The 22,463-nt window shown below is 59.5% G+C and carries 12 protein-coding genes; 10 read left to right on the forward strand and 2 right to left on the reverse strand.

Annotation, left to right across the window (positions count from 1 at the left end; genetic code table 11):
* Positions 1-45: 45 nt before the first annotated feature.
* The 4 genes from ASE26_RS19755 to ASE26_RS19770 all read left to right on the forward strand — a co-directional run bounded on the left by ASE26_RS19755 (position 46) and on the right by ASE26_RS19770 (position 13,561).
* Positions 46-11,478, forward strand: a complete 11,433-nt coding sequence (locus ASE26_RS19755; RefSeq protein WP_229208187.1) for a LysM peptidoglycan-binding domain-containing protein — start codon at positions 46-48, stop codon at positions 11,476-11,478.
* Positions 11,479-11,511: 33 nt separating this feature from the next.
* Positions 11,512-11,922: a hypothetical protein gene (locus ASE26_RS19760; RefSeq protein WP_057246802.1), complete on the forward strand. Its 411-nt coding sequence runs from the start codon at positions 11,512-11,514 to the stop codon at positions 11,920-11,922.
* A 141-nt stretch (positions 11,923-12,063) separates the two neighbouring features.
* Complete coding sequence (locus tag ASE26_RS19765) at positions 12,064-13,305, forward strand: hypothetical protein (RefSeq protein WP_055936337.1); 1,242 nt, start codon at positions 12,064-12,066, stop codon at positions 13,303-13,305.
* Between the two features lie 13 nt (positions 13,306-13,318).
* The gene (locus ASE26_RS19770; RefSeq protein ID WP_055936339.1) at positions 13,319-13,561 is read left to right on the forward strand and encodes a hypothetical protein; all 243 of its coding nucleotides are present in this window, start codon (positions 13,319-13,321) and stop codon (positions 13,559-13,561) included.
* A gap of 91 nt (positions 13,562-13,652) precedes the next feature.
* On the opposite strand, the gene ASE26_RS19775 is transcribed toward ASE26_RS19770, so the two are convergent.
* Positions 13,653-14,048 (reverse strand): helix-turn-helix domain-containing protein, encoded by a 396-nt coding sequence (locus tag ASE26_RS19775; protein ID WP_055936342.1) that lies wholly within the window; start codon positions 14,046-14,048, stop codon positions 13,653-13,655.
* 115 nt (positions 14,049-14,163) lie between these two features.
* Here ASE26_RS19775 and ASE26_RS19780 point away from each other — a divergent pair, with 115 nt between their 5' ends.
* From ASE26_RS19780 to ASE26_RS19800, 6 genes are all read left to right on the forward strand, one after another.
* Positions 14,164-17,070, forward strand: a complete 2,907-nt coding sequence (locus ASE26_RS19780; RefSeq protein WP_055936345.1) for a CHC2 zinc finger domain-containing protein — start codon at positions 14,164-14,166, stop codon at positions 17,068-17,070.
* Between the two features lies 1 nt (position 17,071).
* Complete coding sequence (gene xerC, locus ASE26_RS19785) at positions 17,072-18,205, forward strand: site-specific tyrosine recombinase XerC (protein ID WP_055936348.1); 1,134 nt, start codon at positions 17,072-17,074, stop codon at positions 18,203-18,205.
* Positions 18,202-18,459 (forward strand): hypothetical protein, encoded by a 258-nt coding sequence (locus ASE26_RS19790; protein WP_055936351.1) that lies wholly within the window; start codon positions 18,202-18,204, stop codon positions 18,457-18,459. The genes xerC and ASE26_RS19790 overlap by 4 nt, the downstream gene beginning before the upstream one ends.
* 39 nt (positions 18,460-18,498) lie before the next feature.
* Positions 18,499-18,654: a YhfG family protein gene (locus ASE26_RS30755; protein ID WP_156398164.1), complete on the forward strand. Its 156-nt coding sequence runs from the start codon at positions 18,499-18,501 to the stop codon at positions 18,652-18,654.
* Positions 18,644-19,237: a putative adenosine monophosphate-protein transferase Fic gene (locus tag ASE26_RS19795; protein WP_055936354.1), complete on the forward strand. Its 594-nt coding sequence runs from the start codon at positions 18,644-18,646 to the stop codon at positions 19,235-19,237. The genes ASE26_RS30755 and ASE26_RS19795 overlap by 11 nt, the downstream gene beginning before the upstream one ends.
* Before the next feature lie 840 nt (positions 19,238-20,077).
* Positions 20,078-20,785 carry a hypothetical protein gene (locus ASE26_RS19800; protein WP_156409973.1) on the forward strand — a complete coding sequence of 236 codons (708 nt, stop codon included), beginning with the start codon at positions 20,078-20,080 and terminating at the stop codon, positions 20,783-20,785.
* A gap of 15 nt (positions 20,786-20,800) precedes the next feature.
* Here ASE26_RS19800 and ASE26_RS19805 read toward each other — a convergent pair whose 3' ends face one another.
* A complete protein-coding gene (locus ASE26_RS19805; protein ID WP_229208188.1) occupies positions 20,801-22,213 on the reverse strand; it encodes an IS5 family transposase in 1,413 nt (470 codons plus the stop codon).
* Positions 22,214-22,463 lie beyond the last annotated feature (250 nt).

Consider the following 22,463-nt stretch of genomic DNA (forward strand, 5'->3'; position numbering starts at 1 on the left):
CTGTTCCTGTATAACTATTACGGCACCCCAGCTGCCGACGGCAGTATGGGCGTCGAGGTCGACTACCTCGAGTTCATTGATGCTGCTGGCAATGTCCTCAATGCCAATAGCAGTATGGCAGAAGGGACCAGTAATTGGACCAATTACTCTGGCAGCTCTGAAGCGATCAACACCCCCGCGCTGACGTTGTCGTCGGTGCGGGCGTTGCTGCGTGCTGACGCGTCGAAAGACATTCACCAGTTCCAGCGCTTTGACAAAGAAAGCCGCCTGACCTGGAGCGTCGACGCCGCCGGCGCGGTATCGCGTCTCTTCTATGACGCGAAGGGTAATGTGGTAAGCCGCGTTGCCTATACGGCCGCACTGAGTACGGCCGCCATGGCCAAGCTGGCGGCAGATCCTTCTTCCATGCCGATGCCCGGCAATGGCGAAGCTGTCACCAACTACGTCTACGACGACGATAACCGCCTGGTATTTACTATCGATCCGCTCGGCGCTGTCAGCGAAAACCGCTATGACGCAAGCGGCAACGTGATCGAAACGGTACGCTACGCCAAAGCGGTTGATCCCCGTCTGAACAAGAGCCTGGATGGTAAGACGGTCACGCAGTGGGGCCTGAATGGTGCCCACTCCGGCACCACTGTCGCTATCGATACCAACAAGACCTATGCGGTGCGTGCGCGCGTGCGCCAGGTGACAGGCTCCGGCAGCTTCTATCTGGGTGTTGTCGCCCTTGACGCCAACAAGAATTGGCTGACCCAGGTGAATGCGCCTGGCAACCCATATCCGGGCGCGAATGGCGTCCTGTTGACGCCTGAAATGGGTTGGCAGGAGTTCGAAGGAACCATCACGGGTGAACAGCTGATCAGCCCGAATTCATATGACCCGCACAAATTCTTCCAGGGCACCAAATTCGCACAGCCGCTGGTCTTCACCAACATCAGCGGCCAGGTCGGCGCTGACGGCAACGCAGGTGTGGAGGTCGATTATATTGAGCTGATTGACGTCGCCACCGGACAGGTGCTGAACGAAAACAGCCAGATGGATACCGGCGCTGCGGCCTGGAGCATAAAGAACGATACGTTCAATACGCTGAGCGTAGCGAAGGTCCGGCAGATGCTGCAGGCCGACGCTGTGAAGGACATCCACCAGCGCAACCGGTACGACAGCAACGGCCGCCTCACCTGGAGTATTGACGCGCTGGGCGGCGTAACGGAGCACCGTTACGATGCGAACGGCAATTTGAGCAGGACCATCGTCTATGCCAGCGGCTTGGCAGGTGCGCTGGCCGACGGCGCTGTTCCGCAGGTGATTGCCACGGCACCAGGCAGCGGCGGCTACGTATTGAGCAATGCGCTGGACCGCGTGACGGACTACGTCTATGACGCGAAGGGCCGCCTGGTCAGCCAGACCGACGCTGTTGGCACCGCAGTGGCCACGACCCAAAGCTGGGCATACGACGGTGCCGGCAACGCGATCCGCCATACCGATGGGTGTGGCAACACGTCCTGGTCGGCCTACGACGCATCCAACCGCCTGGTGCGTCATATCGACGCCGCAGGTTATGTGACCACCCGCAGCTATTTTGCCGATGGCCGCCTGAAGGCCGAAACCCGCTACGCCAACGCGGTTGCTTTGCCGCAGGGAGCGAATGACGCCTGGGCATACGATGCAGCGACCAATCCGGTCGCCAATACCAATCCGGTCACCGGCGATCAGACGACTTCGTGGACCTACGATAGCGCCGGCCGCATGCAAACGTCGACTGACGCGGCGAACGTCGTGACGTTCTACGCCTACGATGGCCTGGGCAACCTGACCGATACAACCGTGGCGTATGGTACGGCCGCAGCCTCCACCGTACACCGCAACTACGACCGCGCTTCCCGCTTGTCGACGGAAACCCGTGCGTACGGAACGGTTGACGCGTTCACTACGCAGTATGGCTACGACACCTGGGGCAACCAGACCACCATCACCGCGGGCGGGCTCACGACGACCCAATACTTCGATGCGCTTGGCCGCAAGACTGGCGTGAAAGACGCCAACCAGGCCCTGACCACGACCGCATACAACGCATTCGGCGACATCGTCAAAGTCACCGACGCGCGCAACAACTCCGGCTATTTCTTCACGGACTTGTTGGGCCGTGTAACGATGCAGGTTGACCCGGAAGGGGCGGTCAGTGAAACCCGTTACGACCTGCAGGGTAATGTCGCCAGCGTTATCCGCTACGCGAACAAGGTCCAGGGACCTGTCAACGAGAATGCGCGGCCGCAGGTACTGTCGATGGCAGGCAGCGGCGTGTTCGTCGTGCAATCGCCATCTGACCAGTATCAGGAGAATTTCTTCGACGCCCTGGGCCGTACGAAGGAAACGCGTACCTGGTACGACGGCTCGTCGTACTACACCGAATCGTTTGAATACGACGGCAATGGCAACAAGAAGGTCATGACTTCGCGCAACGGCGCTGTGACCACCTATGAATACGACAAGAACAACCGCCTGATCGTTGAAACCTTGCCGGTCACCAGCAAGGACGCTGCCAATGCGAGCGTGGCGGTGCAAAACCGTCTCGAATATGATGCGCGGGGCAACGTCGTCAAGAAGATCGAAGCCTACGGCCTGCCAGAACAGCGCGTGACGACCTATGTCTTCGATAAGCTGAACCGCCAGGTGAAAGAGATCGGCGAGCCGATCACCACCTTCGACCCCGCCACCCGCCAGGATCAGGTGGTGGCTCCGACCAAGGAGCAAAAATACGACCTGCGTGGCAACCTAATCGAGGAAGCCGATGCACGCGGCGGCCGCACGCTGCATTTCTACGACAACGCCAACCGTGAGACGGGCCGTATCGACTCCCTGGGAACCTACACCCGGTTCACCTACGATATCGCCGGCCAAAAGGCGAGCCAGACGATCTACGCCAATGCAGTGCAGGTGGCAGGTGGGAGCTCCATTTCCAATACAAGCGCGCCGGTCCTGCTGGCGCCCGGCTCGGCGGTGCCCGCCAGCGGCGCCTACCTGCAGCTCGATGCCGCGAACGACCGCACCGCCAACTTCACCTACGACGGCGTTGGCAGGCTGAAGACCACCTTCAACGATGGCATCACGACGGGCATATTCAGCAAGGCGACGAACCGCTACGTCGTCGGCAGTGGGACTGTCCGCACCCAAGTCTTCTACGACGCGGCGGGCAACGTCACCAAGACCATCGATGCCAACGGCAATGTCGCGCGCAGCTACTACAACAAGGCTGGCCAGCTGACTGCTACACTGGACGCGATGCGCTACCTGACGCTCTATGAGCGCGATGCATTCGGCAACGTCAAGACCCAGACCAGCTATGCCAATTCCCTGGCCGCAAACGTGTTGGTCGACGACAGCACGACGCAGTCGCTGTTGACCGTTGTCGCAAGCGCGGATGATCGTGTGACCGCGATGACATACGATCGCATGGGCCGGACCAGGACGGAATCACGCCTGAACTTGTCCTACGCATCGGTCGATGCAACGACTGGCGCAGTGGGCGAAACGACCGGTGCCGCAACCAGCACTTATGAATACGACGGACTGTCGAACGTCACCAAGCGTATCGACGCGAACGGCGCTGTCACGGAGTGGAAGTACGACAGCCTGGGCCGCAAGACCGAAGAACTGCAAGCGGCCTTCGTCGACTATCGGGGTGTAACAGTACGGACCACCACCGACCTCGAATACGATGGCCTGAACCAGGTGCGCCGCGAAATTGTGCGCGGCGAGGACAGCACGGTCGAAACGGACGACCGCATCACGCGCTACTTCTATGGCGTGGGCGGTTACCTGATCAGCCAGACCGACGCGGGCAATGCGCGCATCGACTACCGCCTGGACGCGGCCGGCAATATCACCCGCAAGACCCTGGTGGGCCGGGTCAATGCTGATGGCGTGCGCGCAGACGACGTGACTTACTACTGGTACGACGCGCAAGGCCGCGAGGTCCGCCATGCTGACGGCGCCACCAACACCACGGTCGAGACCCGCTATAACGCCTTTGGCGAAATCACCGGCAAGCGCACCAACCCGGTTGCAGGCAGCACGGAATGGGCCGAATTCACCGACTACGACCAGACCGGCCGCGCATGGCGCAGCAACTCTGGCGACGGCATCACCCACATCTATTTGCATGATGCGAACGGCAACGGGACCCTCAAGCTTGACCACGCGACGACCGACCTGCGCAACTATGCGCTGCTGAGTGCATTAAACATTGCTGACAGCAACCAGTTCTACAGCGTCTACGATGCGCGCAACCAGCTGAGCGACACCTACCAGCCGCCGATGAATGGCCAGCACAACCTCATCACCGTAGAGGAGTCGCTGACCCAGAAGCAGGGCACCAGTTTCGCCGGTGTAGGCAGTTTCATTTCGATGGGCGTGGCGAGCGGACTGACCAGCGCTGACTCGGCAGTCATGCCAAGTGCAACAGGGGCGGTAACGGTGGTGCGCGCACTATCCGCCGCGTTGACCTTGACCGATCAGTATTCCGTCTCAAGCAAATACTACGGTGGGGGGACAATGCGCGGGGCTTCGCATACGCTGACCGTCAGCCTGCCGGATACCAGCTACCTGGGCCCTGGCCCGGTCCGGGTGGATTTTTCGGTCCCTGAAAGCGGATCATTGGGAGGTTACGAGGGCTCGTTCTATCCAACTGCCGGCGCTCCTTCCGTTACGTTTAACGAGCCGGTGGACTGGGAATTTGACCAGATGCCGGGCGGGCGTGACTTCTCGATCACGCTTTACAAAGAGAGCGCGAACGGACTGGTCGTTCTCGGAACGCGTGTTTTATCGCGCCCGGCTCCGTGGAGCGGCTCGTCTACTGTCAACACGACGATCACTACCAGCGGTAACGCTCTCAAATTCACGGGCCAGCGATCAGATACGCAACGATTGATTCTGATGACGCGTCCAAGCGGCAGCACCGCAGGCTGGACTATCACCGAGGTGCCGAAGGCCGTGGTGAATGGCGGCGTTGAAGCCGGGAGTTTCAGTTTCGATTGGACTGGCTGGCCTCGCAACAGCTACGAATTCCGCTACGTTTGCTTCAATGGCAGCAACGACGTCGTCAATTCGCAGCAGGGCACGATGGTGCTGAATGATTCGAACCCATCGATTTCCCAGGTGAGCCATACGATGGGCGGCCCAGGCCGGGCGTTCTTCGATGCAAACGGCTCCATTGTGTTCAACGAGTTGGGTGGCCAGGCGGCCACCCTGACTGTGAGCTATCGCCCCCAGGGTGGCAATTGGACCAGCGTGCAGCTGTGGCCTTCCAACGTCGGCGGTACTTCCTTGCCTGGATGGTTCACTCTGCCGGCAGGGGGCTTTGGAGTAGGCAATTACGAATATACGATCGAAGCCAAGAATGCCTCGAACGTCACGATTAACAAATCAAGCAGCAGCTTCACAATTGGTTCGCCAAGTACTATCAGCGATCCGTCTGGCGTATCGGTCCAGACCACGCCGGCCGCGAGTGTCGCCGTGGTTGCAACGAGTTCGCCGAGCCTCGAAGCTTCGTTGTATCGCAAGAACGGCTGGCATACGGTCTACTATAACCGGTACGATACCGAGGGCCATGATGTGCCCGACGAACCCTACAATAGTCTCTACGTGCCGTTGCCGGATACAAGTTCGTTGGGGACCGGAAACATCCGCATTGAGTTTAAGGTTGAGCCTAGTTACGGAGACGGGAGCTTCTCGGGAGGCTTTGCGAGCACCACGGTAGCATATAACCAGGGTTCGGCACACCTGAGTATTTGGGAAACCGTTTCCGGGTGGGGCGGAAATTTCTCCACCTACTATTCCTACCGAGTGGTCAAGGAAACCCCTTATGGCGACGTGCAAATCGGTGCCTATGGGGGATGGTCGAAGGACGAGTACCACGACGACGTCGGCACGTACACGAATTCGACAGTTCAATACAACTTGAATTGGGTTACATTCAGCGTGCAGCCGGCTGTGCAGGGCGCGCAGTTGCTGCTGGAATTCCGGCGCCAGGGAGATCCAGGCCCTTGGGATCTGGTGACGATCCCCCCGCAGGTCATCAATGGCCAGACCGTGCCTGGACGCTTTGCGACCGATTGGACTACTTGGCCAGCTGGCGCGTATGACTACCGAACGCTCGTCATTGATGCGGTTGGTAACACCTTGCAGACCGGCTCGGGCACGATGAACTTGGGTCATCCGGTGAGCGTATCGCCGCCAACACAGGACTTGATAGGCGGCGCTGGGCGTGTCTACATGGATCGTGCCGGCAACCTTGTTTTCACCGAGCAAAGCACTGCCACTGAAACGCTGACGATCCGCTATCGGAAAAAAGGCACGGATGAACTGTGGAGCACCCGTGCGGACTTGCCTCGCACGTCGGTGCCGGGCTGGTTTGTTTTCACGCCGCCGGCGGATGCGCCTTCTGATTTGGAGTACGTTCTTGAGGCGCGCAGGGGAGGCCAACTGCTGAACAAGGTTGCCGGAACCTTTACGAAGTTGAATGCCAACTCGGTCTCAGCGCTGCAGGGATACACGGAGCCGCCAGCCGTGACGCACTTCAAATCGCAGCCGGCAAGTGCGGCGGCGATGCGCCTGTCCTACCGTCCAAGCGGTAGCGGTGCCTACACCACGGTGAACTTGACCAAGGTCGCGACGGGCGTATTCGACTGGGCCAGCGGAGGCATCTTTGGATCGGATACTGAGAACCGCAACTACGACTACATTTACGAAACCCTGGACAGCAACGGCGTGCTGGTCAATAAGGCGCACGGCCTGATGACCTTGGGCCGGGATCCGCGCGTCGTGTCGCATGTCAGCGATTCGACGCCGACCATGGCCAGCTTCAACGTCCCGAGTGGCAATCCCGTGGCGGCGACGGCGACCACAATGGTCTTGCAGTATCGCTTACTGGGAAGTAATGGTCCGTTCCTGACGGTTGATCTGCCCAAAGGCGCCAACAATGCGTTCGTGTGGGACGCGAGTTCCATCGTTCCGCCCGGGACGAGCGGAGCCGTCGACTACAGCTACACCCTCAAGAACGGCAGCACCGTCTTGAAGCGTGATGACGGCGCTGACATCCGGGTGGACGGCACCTTGTATCTTGGCCCGACGGATGGCGATGCACAACTCAAGTGGCTGCAGTCCGGCACGGTCAATAACGTCGCCCTGATCCACCACGCCCAGAAGACCAATGCGTTCGGTGAAGTGGTGTCGGAAACCAATGCGCGCGACTTTACAACGGTCAGCGTATATAACGTACTGGGCAAGCTGGTACGCAAGGAAGACCCGAACGTCAACGTCACCTTGTCCAATGGCTACCAGTACGGCATGACGCCGCGCACGTACTACTACTATGACCGCGCGGGCCGCATGCTGGCATCGCGCGATGCGAACGGCAACCTGACCAGCCAGATCCTGTTGGCCGGCAGCGGGGCAGTCGCGACCGAATTGCACGCGGATGGCGGCCGCAAAGAGAGTGGCTACGACCTGTTTGGCGACCTGCGCTATGGCAAGGACGAAATCGGCTTGCGCACCGACTACTCTTACGACAAGAATGGTCGCCTTACGCTGATCCAGCGCCCGGTACGTACTGACGCCACGCGCGCGGAAGTGTATATGACGTACGACGAGGCAGGTAACCGCATTACGCATGCCGCCACCCCGGACGCCAGCAGCTCGCTTGCCTCGTACACCAGCAAGACTTACTACGACAGCCTGGGACGCGTGTCGAAAGTGCTCACGCCAGCCGGACGAGGCAGCAACTATACCTACGTGTGGGATGCAGCGATCAAGAGCACGGGTGGCCGCGTTGTGGGTGGCTGGCGTCAGACGGTGTCTGACCCGATGGGCCGCACCGTGATCGACGAAATCGATGCGTACGGTCGGACAACAGTGCACACCGACCTTGGTGGGCACAAGTTCTACTACAACTTCAACTTCGCAGGCTGGTTAAGCAGTCAAACTGGCAGCACTGGCCAGAATATCTCATACACCTACTACGCCAACGGCTACGTCAAGAGCATCCGAGACAACGCGCTCCAGACCGAATCTTCCTACGAGTACGACGCGGCGGGCAACCGAGTGTACGAGGCCTACCAGCGCACGGTGAATGGCCAAGTCGAATACCTGGAAAACTCCACGATCGACTACGACGCAAGCAACCGAGTCGTTCGTATTCGCGACCCGCGTGCCGACATCCAGTACGAATATGATGCAGTCGGCAACCGGCGCCGGGTGCACAGCATGTACCACGATGGCGTGAACGGCTCCGTGCAGATCCAGGATTACTGGTACGACTACGACAATATGAACCGCTTCATCCTTACGATGGGCAAATTGTCGTCGGCCAATGGCGCACGCGGCACCAGCGCCACCGATACCAGTGTGCGCGTCGTGCTGGGCGGCGGGGAAGGTGTGGAAGTCCACTATAACAAAGCCAGCCAGCGCGTCATGACGGTCGCCGCCCGCGACGGCCATCGCGAAGACTACACCTATGGAGTGGAAGGTTATCTCGAGTTCACGTACATCAACGCAAATGCCAGCGCACGTGGTTCGCTGGCGTCGATGCGCGTGAATGACAGGCTGGGACGCACCGTCGCTTATACCGAATACAGCGGCGGCAACATCAGTTACCAGCGCAGCACGGTGTACACGGCCGATGGCCGCCAGAAGAGCCAGACAGGCACCGATGGCACAACCACCTATTACTACTACAACTCGCGCCAGGCGAACGGCTACGACAGCGTTACCGACCTGAGTTCCGATGGTGTGGGTGAGCTGGCAAAGGTGCAGACCGTAAAAGCAGGTGCCGCCACGGTGACCAACGTCACGTCGTACGACTACTGGGACGACGCCAAGCAGCGCAGCCAGACTGTCGCTGGCGAAGCCCCGTATAAGACTGATACGCAGTGGCGTCCGGGGGTTTCCTGGTTTGAATACGACATCAATGGGCATCTGGTAAAGTCGGTCGATGCCGGCGTCGATGGCAAGATGGACACGGCTGACGACGTTTCGTTCAGGTTCATCACCAATGGCCAGGGCCTGATCTTGCGCCGCGAGCAGTTCAAGGGCAATACCGTCGGCATGATGCACCGGTACATGTACCTGAATGGCGTCATGGTGGGTGATGTGGGCAATGATGGGGATTCCCACCTGGACTATGCGCAGACGCTCGCCACCCAGAACCAGAGCCGCGAGCAGATGTACAAAAACTGGCGTCCAGTAAGCAGCGCGGACTTCGACCAGAATTACCAGCCGATCAACCGCAGCTATCCGGCTGCGACAGGTAGCAGCTATACCGTCAAGGCAGGTGATTCGCTGTACGCGATTGCGGGTGCAGTGTGGGGCGACGTCAGCATGTGGTACCTGATTGCCGACGCTAATGGCCTGAGTGCGGAAACCGAGCTGCAGGCCGGCCAGACGCTGACGATTCCGAACAAGGTCACCAACATCCACAACAACAGCGGCACGTTCCGGCCGTATGAGCCGGGCACCATCATTGGTGACACGAGCCCGACCTTGCCGGACGCGCCGATGCCGGCGCCGCCGCCGAGGAAGCATGGCTGCGGCGGTATTGCCCAGATCGTGATGATCGTCGTCGCAGTGGTGGCAACAGTGATTACTGCGGGTGCTGCAGCAGCGGCACTTGGCACAACGCTGGCTCAAATGGGCCTCACTCAAGCGCTGATCGTGGGTGCGGTTTCTGGTGCGGCAGGCTCGCTTGCGAGCCAAGCAGCCGGCGTGGCAATGGGTGTTCAGAGTAGCATCAGTTGGAAAGGTGTTGCCATGGGCGCGCTTAGCGGCGCAGTCACCCTTGGTGTTGGAGCCGAGTTCAATGCCGCAGGATCAAGCGGACTGTTATCGGGCACTAACTGGTCGGCAGTTGCAGGTCGCGCAGTGTTAGCAAATGTCACTACGCAGGCAGCTGCGAACGTGGTTGGTTTGCAGAAGGGTTTCAATTGGAGCAGCGTTGCTGTCAGCGCAATCTCTGCGCCGATCACGTCGCAAATCAGTGAAAAAATCGGGAAATCGGACTGGGCCAGCACCAACCAACATTTGGGCATCCTGGCAACAAGTACTGCATCCGCTGTCGTGTCGGTGGCAACGCGCGTTGCAGTAGTTGGCGGGCGCGTCTCGTGGGAGGCGGTCGCAATCGATGCRKTCGGCAATGCACTGGGTAGCAGCCTAGCGCAGCAACTGCGTACCCCGTCTGCGGCAGAGGAGCGGCTGTGGGCTGGCGTCGACAAAGACAAGTTTGATCGGGACGTTCGGGATCAGATCCAGAATGGCGAGAGGTTTGTTAATTTGGATCCTGTTGGGAGCGCGCAGCAGAATTCGTCTTCTGTCACGATTTCTGGGACACCATGGACTGATTCAGGAAGAACCCTTGCTGATGGGACGTTGATTAACAAGAGCATATATTCCGGTGACAATCGGTTGTTGGTCCTAACGTCTCCTAACCAAATTCCTCTGATCGAGGGATACTCTGTCCAGTCCATTGAGCGGTTAACGTCGGACGAAGCGAGCTTTATCTATCGGGCCGAGAATGGTAATCCCGAAGTTTCGGCGCTGCGAAGCGCTGAAATGGCACGCATTGTTGGGGAATTGCATGGCATTTCACCTACTAATATTGTGGGCGAAAGCAGGCATGAAGTGCAGGTTGGGGCGATAGATGAGCCGGAACCTGTTAAGGCGGGCATACCAGTTTTGCAAACTGCTGGGGATTATGCCTTGAGATTCTTTGATTGGACTCGGTCGAGCGCTCTGAACTCTGTCGCTATGACCTATGACTCCAATCAGCGCGGCGGCTACATGCAAGCAATTAAGGCTAATGCACGCGCTGCCGTGCAGCAGATTGATGCATTAGGACCTACGCGCATTCCAGAGGTGGCGTCCGTCGCTCGTTCCGCGTCAGCGTTCCGTGATGCCGCTAGGACGGCGACTCAGAAGACGTTGACGCCTTGGGGCGAGTTTATGTCGAAGCGTATCGAGGGGAATGCCAATGTGCCGTTTGAAGATCGAATGGCTCATCGGGAAGCAAAGCTGACCAAGCAGCTTGGTCGAGCGCCAGCTGAATTCGAGTTGCTGAAAGGAGTTGCAGGTGGTGCCGGTTACTCGAATAAATGGGTTTCTCGTTTTGCAAGTGGAGCACGAATTTTAGGGCCCGTAATGACAGTCGGCCAGATTGGCATGATTGGATCGCAGGTATATCAGGCAGCACCAGACGAGCGGCTGCATGTCGCCGGGCGTGAAGGATTCAAGTTAAGTTCGAACCTGCTTTACGGAGCGCTCGGTTCTGTTGCTGGTGTGGCAGGAGCTGGCTTGCTCTTGGCATCACCATTTGGTGCCGCGCTGGGAGCCTATGCTGGCATTACTTATCTCGCAGCGTCGTTTGGTGGTGGTATTGCTGGCGGCATGTTTGGCGGAGTTGTGGCTGATCGTATACTGGGGCCTAACTGATAATACTGCACGAATTTATCTCCGGAGTGGAACATGGAAGAGAGTCAAAACCAACATGAGCAGAATCCCCCATATTGTTCGCTTAGTGAGGAACGAATAGTCAAATTTGAGAGCCAACACTTAATGTATTCAGATGATGGTGGCAAGCTGTGGCAGCAAATTCCTTGGACCCCGAGCCTAAAAATTCGGATCTTTGCGGCAATGGGAAATTTTGCATGGCCGCCAGTCTTAGACTGCTTTGGTTGGCGCAAAGGGAAGATCAGTGTGGCTTGGCATTCTACTTTTGAAGAGGAGCTCAATATTAGTAAGTATGTCGGCACCTTCGACCGAGAACGCGGGAAATGGTCGATGGAGGTCGTTGGGCGGTTCGATTTATCGGACGGCGTAATTCGTACTTGGTTCGAGAACGTGGGATTTGATGCATTCACTCGCACATCGCGCTAATCGCATTTGGCGCCTCCTGCCGGACGCGGAGGGCTCCGATTGGCCACGACAAGTAGCCCGCTCTCTTTTCGATAAGCCCCGGCTAGCTGGCAATTGTTGTAGCTAGAAATAAAAAAAGCTTCCTTAAGCCCCAGTGATGGGGTGGGAGAGCTTTTTTCTTTAGCCGCTGCCGCCAGCTCAGGCCTTGCGCTGCTTAATGCGATCCAGACCGCGGCAGATGCATTCGGCAATGCGCTGGGTAGCAGCCTGGCTGAAGCTGGAAAGGATGCTTCTCGACGTGCGCAAATTGAAGCCGATCAGCAACGCTCTGGGCGTGAGGACGCAGAGATCGAAAAGTACACTTGGGCGAAGGGTCAGGAAGAGGCACGGATTCGAGCCGAACTTGAACGCGGTTTGGACGGCGGGTTGCTTGCCGCAGGCCCATTCGATTCGCTCGTGACTTCGACAAGATCCGCACTTGGCCGAATGTCTTCTGCAGTTTCGGACTTTGCATCTGACGCTAAGTTCCGGGTGCGCGATGCGCTGAGTCCAGATATGTTGGGGGCTAAGGAAGCGATGGCTTCACAACGTGAGCTGGAACGATTTAGGTTCAATCTCGCTGCAGATAATGCAGCAAATGGCTGGATCGACAATGGTCTCGTATGTGTATATCGACCAACGGGCGTTGCCTACGCAGTTGATAAGCTCCCCGGATGGGAGAACTCCTTTGAGACCGTCCAGGCGAAGAGCTTGAACGAAGGCATGCAGGTGATGGCGACTGAGTATGTGGTTGCAAAGGGGCTGGCTGGTTTGGCGCAAGCAGGTTCGAAGTACATCAATCTCAGTGCACGCTCCGACTTGACACTTTTGCAGCAAGAGATGCGTTTTGCTCTTGATGCCGATTTGCCTTATCGCGCAAGTTTTGATGGGCTCAGTCCATCGCTGACTCAAACTACCCCTCCAGTGCGACCAGTACCGCGTATTGATGTATCGGACGAGTTTGTGTTTAAGCCGCAGAAAAATGGCAGCGCCTTCCTGTCGTACGGTAACCCTGAGACTCACGGTCTTGAGGTCTTTATCGATAAAGGTGGAGTGCTCGGATTTGATATTCGGTCGGCTAAAGGTGGTACATCATGGTCGAACGCATCTGGGACTGACATGTTTGCGAGTGCCATGATTCGCCTTGAGCAAGAAAAGGTAACTGTAAACGCTATTCGCGGAACCTGGGTAGAGGGTACGGATAGTGTCAATACCGCGCAATACCTGCATAATTTGAAGACCATGTCGGCTCAAGATGCAGCAAGGAACACTTGGACTGGTCAGATGGCTGCGAAATATGGGTACACCAAGGTCGGCGAACCAAAAACGTGGTTGGGAACGACAACGGTAATTTTCACGAAATAGAAGAGGTATTGTCATGATGCAGGAAATTTTGACTGGGGCGAAACCAAGCGAGGTCTTTCGTCAGATCATTGCGGCTGACCCCACAATAAATAACAGGCGTCTTGCTGAAATCCTCATGGAGGAATTTGAGGAATTAAGTGGTGAGGCTGTGCAACTGGTATGGCACTGGAAAGGCCCAGGGAAGACGCAGGGAATAGCAGATGAGAATCTTGACGCGTTGCTTTTCCCCGTCTTTCAAGAGGCAGGGTATTTATAGATGTGCTCAAGCGTTGCTTATTCTCTGTAGAGAAATAGCTTCCCCAAACCCCGCCTTGCGCGGGGTTTTTCTTTAGCTGCTAACGGAGGACCTAGGCGCCAGCCTGGGCCAGCACCGTCTCCAGCATCTCATTGACAAAGCGCTGCTTGCTCTTGGGGAGTTCGCTGATGCGCTCGATATTGCGTTCCAGCTGGGAGGCAGGTCCGCGCTTGCCTCCGCGCTGCTGCTGGTGGGCGAGTCCCACCAGTTCATCAATGCTGGTGGCGAACAAGGTGGCCAACTGCGGTAGTACCGACGCCGGCATGCGGATGCGCGCCACTTCGTAGTGGGCCAGGGTTTGCTGGGCCACGCCCAACTTGTCGGCCAGCTCCTGCTGCGTCCAGCCGCGCTCCTTCCGAAGCTGCGCAATGCGCTGCCCCAGCGCCACGAAAAAATCCTTGTCGTCTGCTGCCATGTTCTCGAACCAATGATGGTGTGCCGAGTGCATAGCTTATCTCCCGTTTTCAGAACAAGAGTTGACTGTACTCGTATTGAGAGTAATAATCAACTTAGTTATTTTCCTCTTTACCCCCTTGACAGGTTTTTGGCGCAAAGGCGACTCCATGGCACGTTTTTCAGATAGTGAGATCGACCAGCTCAAGAGCGAGGTGTCGGTCGAGCGCCTGGTGGAGGCCGCCGGCATCGCCCTGCGCAAGAGCGGAAAAGACCGCATCGGCACCTGCCCGTTCCACTCCGACGGTGAGCCGTCGCTGGTGGTGACCCCGGCCAAGAACCTGTGGCACTGCTTCGGCTGCCAGATCGGAGGCGGGCCGATCGACTGGGTGATGAAGCACCGGGGCGTGTCGTTCCGCCATGCCGTGGAGTTGCTGAAGGAGGATTCTTCTTTAGCCGCTGGCGAAGCGCCGCTCAAACGCAACACGGTGCGCAGCCTGCCGCCGCCGGTGGCGTTCGACGCCGACGAGCAAGCCTTGCTGGACCAGACGGTGGGCTACTACCACGACACCCTGCTGGCGTCGCCGGAGGCGCTGGACTACCTGCGTTCGCGCGGACTGGACCATCCCGGCCTGGTCACGCACTTCAAACTGGGCTACGCCAACCGCACGCTGGGCCTGCGCCTGCCGGAGAAGAACCGCCAGGCCGGGGAGCAGATCCGCTCCCGCCTGCAAAAGGTGGGCATCTACCGCGAGAGCGGGCATGAACACTTCAACGGCTCGCTGGTGGTGCCGGTGTTCGACCTGGACGGCCACGTGACGGAGATCTACGGCCGCAAGATCCTCGACAACCTGCGCAAAGGCACGCCGGCCCACCTGTACCTGCCCGGCCCGCACCGCGGCGTGTGGAACGAGCAAGCGCTGGCCGAAACCAAGGAAGTGATTCTGTGCGAAGCCCTGATCGACGCCATGACCTTCTGGTGCGCCGGTTTTACCAACGTGACGGCCGCCTACGGCATCGAGGGTTTTACGCCGGACATCCTGGCCGCCTTCAAGTGTTACGGCGTAACGCGGGTGTTCATCGCCTACGACCGCGACGATGCCGGCGAGCGCGCCGCCGAAAAGCTGGCCGGGGAGCTGATGGCCGAGGGCATCGAGTGTCTGCGGGTGCTGTTCCCCAAGGGGATGGACGCCAACACCTATGCCCTCAAGCTGCAGCCGGTCCGGCAAAGCCTGGCCCTGGTGCTGCGTCAGGCGGAATGGATCGGGCGCGGTGTGGCCGGCCAGCAGGTGGAGCTTGCGCCGCAGCCGGTGGCCGCTGCCGTGGAGTCTTTTCCTTTAGCCGCCGAGCCTTTGCTTGAGCCGGCACCGGACGAGCTGTTGCTGCCGCACGGCGACCGCCAGTGGCGTGTGCGCGGCTGGAAGAAGAACCTGTCGCCGGAGCAGATGCGGGTCAACCTGCAGGTGCGCCGCGAGCCCGATGGCGCCTACCACGTCGACACGCTGGACCTGTACTCGGCGCGGGCGCGCGCCGCCTACATCCGGCAGGCCGCCATCGAGCTGGGTATGACGGACGAGGCGGTCAAGACGGATATTGGCCACGTGCTCTTAAAATTGGAAATGCTGCAGGACGAGGTGATCCGGCAGGAGCTGCAGCCGAAGAGCGCGATGCCGGTGCTGGGCGCCGAGGAGGAAGCGACCGCCCTGAAGTTGCTGCGCGCGCCGGACCTGGTGGCGCGCATCGCCCTGGATATGGAGCGCTGCGGCGTGGTGGGCGAAACCAACAACCTGCTGGCCGGCTACCTGGCCGCTGTGTCGCGCAAGCTGGACACACCGCTGGCGATCCTGATCCAGTCGTCCAGCGCGGCCGGCAAATCGAGCCTGATGGACGCGGTGCTGGCCATGGTGCCGCCGGAGGAAAAGGTGCAGTACAGCGCCATGACGGGCCAGAGCCTGTTCTACCTGGGCGAGACGGACATGCAGCACAAGATCCTGGCGATCGCCGAGGAGGAAGGCGTGCGCCAGGCGGCGTATGCCTTGAAGCTCTTGCAAAGCGATGGCGAACTGACCATGGCCAGCACCGGCAAGGACGAGGCCAGCGGCAACCTGGTGACCAAGCAATATCGGGTCAAGGGGCCGGTGATGTTGATGCTCACCACCACGGCCATCGACGTGGACGAGGAGCTGATGAACCGCTGCCTGGTGCTGACGGTGAACGAGTCGCGCGAGCAGACCCGCGCCATCCACGCCCGCCAGCGCATGAAGCAAACCCTGGAGGGTCTGCTGGCGGCCAACGACAAGGAGGCGATCACGGCGCTGCACCAGAACGCCCAGCGCCTCTTAAAACCGGTGCTGGTGGTGAACCCGTATGCCGACCAGTTGACCTTCATGGACGACAAGACGCGCATGCGGCGCGACCACGTCAAGTATCTGACTCTGATCCGGGCCATTACCCTGCTGCACCAGCACCAACGGCCGGTCAGGACGGTGGAGCACCGGGGCCAGCGATTGGCCTACATCGAGGCCACCCGCGACGACATCGCCCTGGCCAACCAGATTGCGCATGACGTGTTGGGCCGCACGCTGGACGAACTGCCGCCCCAGACTCGGCGCCTGCTCTCGCTGGTGTTCGGCATGGTGCGGGACATGGCGCAGCGCTGCGGGATCAGCCCGCGTGAGGTGCGCTTTACCCGCCGCGACATTCGCGCCCACACCCACTGGAGCGACGGCCAGTTAAAGATCCATTGCACCCGCTTGAGCGAAATGGAATACCTGCTGGTGCATGGGGGCGGCCGTGGCCACCACCTGCAGTACGAGCTGCTGTATGACGGCGGCGACGAGGGCAAGCGCCTGGCCGGCCTGCTCGATCCGGAGGATCTGGACGGATACGACGGGCGCAAGTCAGGGGTAAAGGAGCGCAAGTTACCCTCAAGTCAGGGTCAAGTTAGCCCCAAGTTGGCCCCAAGTCAGGCCGGCGAAACGCCCGTGGTTGAGGGCGCGGTGGCTGATTTCACCGGTTTCGAGGCGCCAGCGCATATCTATGCCAATGGCGCCGGTCATGTCATAAGCGCAGGCTGACATGCAACCGAGGGTCGTCACCACGCGCCGCCCGCGCTTTCTCAAGCCGGTGGGCGACCCGCGCGACGCGCGCGGCCTGTACGCGGCCATGCGCCGCTTCATCGAACATCGGGGCATGCTGGGCGCCACCGATTCTAGTCTCTATGCCCTGGAGCGCTATATTCGCGACTTCATCGTGTGGGCCGAGGAGCGCGCCGTCACCCACCCGCAGCACGTGAGCCAGGCCGTCCTGGAACGCTACCAGCGCTGGCTGTACCACTACCGCAAGGCCAACGGGGCGCCGCTGTCGATCGCCAGCCAGCGCGGCAAGCTGGTGCCGTTACGGGTGTTTTTCAAATGGCTGACCAAGACTGGCGAGCTGCCTGCCAACCCGGCATCGGAGCTGGAGCTGCCGCGCCAGATCAAGCGCCTGCCGCGCCATGTGCTGACGATCGACGAGGTGGAGCGGGTGCTGGCCGGCGCCGACGTGGGCACCACCATCGGGCTGCGCGACCGGGCCATGATGGAGGTACTGTACGCCACCGGCATGCGGCGCATGGAGATTGCCCAGTTGGAGATCGGCGACATCGACGGTGAGCGCGCCGTGGTGCTGATCCGGCAAGGCAAAGGACGCAAGGACCGCCTGATTCCGCTCGGTGAGCGCGCCATGCACTGGGTCCTGCGCTACCTGGATATCTCCCGCTCGCAGCTGGTGTGGAATCATGCCGACCCGACGCTGTTCCTGGGCGCCGAGGGCAAGGCGCTGTCGCCGCTGTGGCTGTCGTCCATCATTGCCCGTTACGTGGACAAGGCGCAAGTGGGTAAGCATGGCGGCTGCCACTTGTTCCGGCACACGATGGCAACCCTGATGCTGGAAGGCGGCGCTGATATCCGCTTCATCCAGGCCATGCTGGGGCATGCCGAGCTGTCGACCACGCAGATCTACGCCCAAGTGGCGATCCGCCAGCTGCAGCTGGTGCATGCGACGTCCCATCCAGGGGCGCAGAGGCGCCGCAGGAGCACACCGGCGGCGCCGGATGACCCCACCCCTCAAACCGCTGCCGGCGACGCCACAGACGCACTCTGGGCCGCGCTGGACGCCGAGGCCAGCGAGGAAGCGTTACGCAGTAACGACACGACAAGGACACGACCATGAGCACTACTTCTGCCCAGCGGCAGGCCGCGTACCGCGCCCGCCGCCACAACGCCGGCCCCGCCGGCAACGGCGAACGACGCCTCAACACCTGGCTGACCACGGAGGCTTCGCTGGCCTTGGCCAGGCTGGCCCGCCGGAACAAAGTAACGCAACGTGAGATCCTGGAGCGCTTCATCACCGCCGAGGACGACCGCATTCTGGCCACGATGAAGCCTGATTCGCCTGAATGGGACGCTTACTTCCAGCGCCGGTGAGTGCGCTACAATGACTAATCGCTCTCTGAGGATGTTGCAATGCTGACAAATGAAATGAAACTCCAGGCTTTCCTGAAGATGCGCACCAAGAACTACCGTGCCAGCTTGCGCCTGGAAGGACTGACCCCACCGCCGGAGCCTGCCCGCAAACCTGCGCCGGCCGCGCCTGCGCCCAAGATTAAACATGCCCGATAAGTACGGTACCGGTGGCGACACGCAGTACTGCTACCCCGGCTCCGACGTACTGATCAACAAGCTCGGCCTCACCGACGAGGCCACCCTGGAAGCGGCTGAAATCAAGCTGTCGCTGGCGCGCATCGAGCAGTTCAATCCAGACTTCAACAACATTTCCCTATCTGCCCTGCGCGACATCCATCGCTTCCTGTTCCAGGACGTTTATGAATGGGCCGGCGAGCTGCGGTCGGTCGACATCAGCAAAGGCAGCACCCGCTTCGCCAACGTGAGCCGGGTGGAGCCTGAGGCGGAAAAACTCTTCCGGCAACTGGCGCAAGAGAATTACCTCGTGGGCCTGCCGCGCGAGCAGTTCGTCGCCCGGCTGGCGCACTACTACTGCGAACTCAATGTGGTTCACCCGTTCCGAGACGGCAATGGACGCGCCCAGCGCGTGCTGTTTGAAGTGATCGGCGCCAATGCCGGCTACACGCTGGACTGGGAACTAATCAGCCGCGCGGAGTGGTTGGACGCAAACATCGCCGCCTACAACTGCAGGCTGGAGCCGCTAGTGGCGCTTCTTGATCGAGTGCTGACGCCTATCTGATTGGCGCGTTACGCAGTAACGGGACACGCCAACAGGACGCCACGGTCGCAGCTCTTTACCCGCCTGGCACGCAAGCCGCTCGGCGTGCAGTGGTGACATTTGGGGCACGGCAGCTTGCGCGCCAGGCTGGCGTTGGTGGACACGCTGACAGCCCGACTTCGGACGCGCGCGAAACAACAACGACATCAGTCGCTGCGCGATACCGCCAGCCTTCGGAAGGCAAAAGCCACGCTTGGTTCGTTCGCGGGCTACAGGGCGCGCGCCTTGCGGCGCTTGCCGCCGCGCTTCGCCGTCAGTCAGGCCAACTACAGCAAAGGCACAGCCGCTCCGGGGTAAATCGCTCGCTGCGCGAGCGCTTTAACATAACGCCGCATTCTGTCAAATCGCCCCGTTCACTACGCTGCGCTTCGTTCCTTGGGTCGATCGCTCCGGCTGCGCCTCCGCGCCCTGCGGGTTGACAGAATAGGCGTTATGTCTCGCGCCCCTGCGCGGCTGCCAAGCCAGCATGTGCGCCTTGTGGGCGCAACAAGCGGTCAGCCCTACGGCGTAGGCACCTGCGGTGCCCACGGCCGCGCGCTGCCGTCAGTCAGTCAAGGGCAACGCAACTTCAACACCCAACCCCAGCGCAGCGCCCTGCGGGCGCCGCGCCGCCTAAACCGCACATCGGCGCCCAAAAATTCAAAATCGAGCATTTCAAGGCGACGTCGCTTACAATACCGCCCGCCGTTACTGGCGTTCTGGCCGATGTGCGTACGACTTTGCATCAGGCCAAATGCATTCGGCAATGCGCTTGGCAGCAGTATCGCCGGGGCTGTGCAAAGAAGTACTCAGCAGGAGAAGGTGAAAGCCGCGACTTCGGCTACGTTGAGTAACTTCTCAAAGAACGGCACAGATGTGATTCGCGATAAATTAATGCAGTCTGATCCGTCTTTGAGCATTGAGGATGCGACCGCTCTTGCGAATCGACCAAAGGTCCAGCGTGCCGTGCAACTTTTCGCCGGGATGGGGAATGTGCAAGATGCTGCTGGGGTGAACTTTGAGGATATGTCACTCAAGGATCAGCGGGCGGCCATCGAACCCGTGTTGGCCTCTACCGATCGATTAGTTACTAGCGAAGTAGCTGCCAAGCGACCAATCTTCATGGGCGGAGATACAGTCGAGGTATATGGCCGAGGTGGCGGCTTCAACGACTTTGTAAGGTCGGGGGCTAATGCTCTGGATATAACTCAAAACGCGATGGCAGACCTTATCGAGACGGTAGGTCCCAAGAAGGCACAGGCCGCCGCCTTCGCGATGCAAATCGCAGTAGGGGGGATTCCTAGGACCGCCTTGTCCTATTTGGGAGACGAAATATTTGGCCCGACGAAGAATTACCTGACCGATAAGCTTTCCGATACTATAGCGCTGAGAGCTTTTAATGTTAGCGACGCAGACTCGCAAAGAGTTGAGGAAATCAATAAGGTTAGCCATGCACTAAGCGGATTTGGCGTTGAAGCTGCAATAGGATCCGCAGGATCTTTGATTACCGGAGTCATTGCATATAAGTAGTCCGATCTGAATAATTCAAAATGCGAAGCGTAGGGGCACCGGCTCGGTGCCCATGCCTGTCAACGCAAACGGCAACCTTGCGTTATCACGGCCAAGCATGTGGTGTAGCACCAGTCGTAACAATTGGGACCATATTGGCTCGGTCGGGCGCAGGGCTAAAAGAAGCCGCAGCTTCCGCAGGATCATGCGCAGGTTGTGTCCGCAGCCGCACAGCAGCGCATGGAACGCATCGCCGTCCGCGCCTTTCAGCCAGTTCCGTCGTAAGCGTCCGTCATTTTTCATGTGTCCGATTGCCGGTTCGATGGCGCTGCGGCGCCGGATATCGCGCCGCAGACGTTGGGTGATGTTGCGTTTGAGTTTGGGGTGATAAACCTTGGTGCCAGGCTGTACCTCCACGCCACGGTAGCCTAGGTCCACGAAGACTTCCTTGGGTTGGCAGTCTGTCAAAATCGCCACCTGCTCCAATGCCTCGAACAGCGTGTGGCCATCGTAGGGATTGCCAGGCATGCTGCGCATCCCAACGACCAGGCCTTCCTTATGCGTGGTGGCGATCGACACCTTCACGCCGAACTCGTAAGGCTGGCGCGATTTGCCCTTGGAGATGCACTCGGCCTCCGGTGCGTGCAGGCTGTACAGCTTGTTTTTGTCTTTCTGCTTCTGCGTCAACAAGCGCTTGATCTTGGCCAGCAAATCGTTGGCCTTGTCCTGCATGGCGGCGGGCAGCTTCGCCAATTGTCGTTGTACGTCACGCCACACTCGGCCGACCACTGTCTTCAGTTTTTTCAGGCTAGCGCGCATGCGCTTGTACTGCTTGGCATGGGCATAGCGCCCTGTCTGCGCCGCCAATTTTGGCGCTTCGCGGTTGTAGTTCTGGCGCAGCACCAAACTGCCTTCGGCAGCCAGTTTGACCAGGTGCTGCCGGGCCCGCTCCAGCAGCTTGCTGTCAGTGGGATGGGCGATGGCTTTTTCCTGCACCGTGCTGTCGACAATGATCTTCTCGTAACTTTTGGCCTTCACTACATTGGTCGACTCAGCTGCCTTGATCGTTTCCGTCAGCATCCATTCCAAACCTTCTTCACCGATTCGCTTGCGCCAGCGCGTCAACGAACTGGGGTCAATCGGCGGCTGGTGCTGGAACCACGTCTCGCCGCAGAACAGCTGCCAATACGGGTTCTCGACCCAGCCCCACACCACATCTTCGTCGGATAAGGCGAACGTGTGTTGCAAGTACAGCAGGCCGGCGATCAAACGCGTCGGGGTAGCCGGGCGGCCGCGCGACGATGGGAAGTGTGCCGCCCACTTCTGCTCGAACACTTGCCAGTCGATGTGCCCCGCCAACCTCGCTAACGGGTGGAGCGGATTCACCAGCTCGTCCAAACGCTGACGAAACATGTCGTTGCTCTTCGGTCCGGCTGATTTTGGCCCCATTTAACCCTCGAAAATTTGCAAGGAATTGCACCCATTCTAGCGAAACCTTGCAAATCTCAGCAGCGATATTTGCGCATTTCGCCTTTAAAATCAGGCGCTATTCAATTGTTCAGGGCCGACTAAGTATTTGCGGTCAGGGATTAATCATGCGCCCGCGGAGCGTGTCAATGAATTTGAAACACCTTGTTGAATTGGTGAGTGTCTAAATCTCGGATTTCAGGCAGCTTTTTTCTCCATGGTCGGTGGGTTG

It is taken from the genome of Duganella sp. Root198D2, from assembly GCF_001428585.1.
Lineage (GTDB): Bacteria > Pseudomonadota > Gammaproteobacteria > Burkholderiales > Burkholderiaceae_D > Rugamonas.